This window comes from Streptomyces cahuitamycinicus, assembly GCF_002891435.1.
Lineage (GTDB): Bacteria > Actinomycetota > Actinomycetes > Streptomycetales > Streptomycetaceae > Streptomyces > Streptomyces cahuitamycinicus.
In genome coordinates this window covers 1-2,032 of record NZ_POUC01000760.1, presented here as the reverse complement: position 1 = coordinate 2,032, position 2,032 = coordinate 1, and the positions used below count along the sequence as shown (strand labels likewise).

2 protein-coding genes are annotated in these 2,032 nt (G+C 71.5%); one reads left to right on the top strand and one right to left on the bottom strand.

Annotated elements, in window-relative coordinates; translation table 11 throughout:
- A partial coding sequence (locus tag C1J00_RS42520; protein ID WP_146046400.1) for a PP2C family protein-serine/threonine phosphatase occupies positions 1 to 335 on the top strand: 335 nt, incomplete at its 5' end.
- Positions 336 to 1,071: 736 nt separating this feature from the next.
- On the opposite strand, the gene C1J00_RS42515 is transcribed toward C1J00_RS42520, so the two are convergent.
- Positions 1,072 to 2,032: alpha/beta hydrolase family protein (locus tag C1J00_RS42515; RefSeq protein WP_146046399.1), on the bottom strand; the 961-nt coding region annotated here is incomplete at its 5' end.

Sequence of the window (2,032 nt, the reverse complement as noted above, 5' to 3'; positions counted from 1 at the left end):
GCGCCGACCTCGGCCTCCCCACCACCCTGTGCCGCGAGCAGCTGGAGCCCGGCGACCAACTGCTGCTCTACACCGACGGCATCATCGAAGCGCGTGACGCCAAAGGACGCGAGTTCGGCCGCGACCGCTTCGTCGACTTCGTCATCCGCCACCAGGCCGACGGCCTGCCGGCCCCCGAAACCCTGCGCCGTCTGGTGCGGGCCGTGCTCGAGCATCACAACGGACACCTCAACGACGACGCCACCGTCCTGCTGTGCGAATGGCACGGCACCTCGGAAACGGCTCCACCCGCCAAGGACCATGGCCCGCCCGACTCTATGTCGCCCATGATCTGACTGAGCTGCGTGCGAGAACAACCGGGCCTGGGCCAGAGAACCCCATTGCTCACGGCCGCCGACCGTAGAGGCCGGGGATGGCCGTAGGTGCGCCACTGGTCGTTGCTCCAGCCGCATTCTGCGAGCTGTAAAGGTACGCTCCGCTGCGCGTGGCTCCGCGGATCGTGCACTATCCGGACACGGGCAAGGACGCGCACCGCAACGAACTCGGTGTCGGATGATCCAAAGGGGCGGGCCGGTGCCCGTGGAGTGTGCCGTCGGCCCAGCGGAAGCCCGGCTGGAGGGATTTGGCCCGTCGGCGGCGCGGCTGTTGGGCCTGCGAGTTAGGGCAGGACCTCTACCATGGTGCCGAAACCCCATGACGGTGCCCTTGTCGCCGGTGACGGCGGCGAAGTGGGCGCCGTGGGCCCGCATGGTGGTGAGGGACTCGTCGAGGGGCTGTCGAGCTGTACGCGGGTCACGGGGTACGGGGCGGTGGTGGGAAGGGCCTGTGCCGTTCGGGCACGCCGACGTGCGCACTTCGGCCAGCACGGCCTCGACGGCAGGGACACCGTCGGCGAGCTGGTGACCTGTCCGTTCCGCACAGCGTGTGGGTGGTGTCCATCGTGACCGCCGGCCAATTGCTGTGGCCGCGGGCAACCCGGACCACCGGGCAGGACTGACCGGGCCCGCCACCGGTCACCGCGGCCGGGCCCGCCCGGAACCGAGCACCGCCGACCGGCACGGGGCTCGGCGGTCACACCCGGAGGTGCCGTTCGATCCAGTCCGCGGCGGTCCGGCGGAACAGGCGCCGGTTGTCCGCGCGCAGGAAGTCGTGACCTTCGTCGCGCAGGGTGAGCAGTTCGGCGTGGATGCCGCGTTCCCGCGCTGCCCGTACGAACTGCTGGGACTCTCCCGGTGGCACGTTGGTGTCGTGTTCGCCGTGGACGGCGAGCAGCGGAACACGCAGCGCTTCGATACGGCTCATCGGTGACAGGGCGCGCAGCAGCTCGCGGCCGTGCTGCGGGTGACCGTACTTGTGCGCCGCGGACTCCGCGATCCAGGGTTCCGTACCGGCGAAGAAGGTCAGCAGGTCCGACATGCCGCAGACGGCGACTCCGGTGCGGAAGAGATCCGGGTGCCACACGAGGGAGGCGAACGTGAGGTACCCGCCGTACGAGCGGCCCATGACCGCCAGCCGCGTCGGATCGGCGGGGCCCGCGGTGACCGCGTGGGCCGCGCAGTCCGCGACGTCGTCGAACGCGGCGAAGCGGCCCGCGCCCAGGTCCGCGTCGACGAACGACCGGCCGTGTCCCAGGGATCCCCGGACGTCGGGGGCGAAGACGTCCAGGCCGCGCCCGATCAGCTCGTGGTAGAGGGGGTTGAACACCGGGCGTTCCTGTTCCTCCGGACCGCCGTGCAGGTGGATGACACACGGTGCCGGTTCGTCGGAGGGGCGCCTCGGCGCCCTGTAGTACCAGCCGCTCAGGGGCAGCCCGTCCCGTGCCGTCAGACGCATGGGGACGGGGCGTACCGGTGGGCGGTCCGGCGGGACGGCGTCCTCGTCCCGGGCGGACCAGGGCGTGCGGAGCACGGACACGCCTTCGTGGGCCAGCCAGACACCCGGGCGTCGTTGTGACCCGGACAGCGCGAGCAGCAGTCGCCCGGCTCCGGCGGCGGTCACGCGGGTGACGACCTCGTGGGGCAGGGGAAGGGGG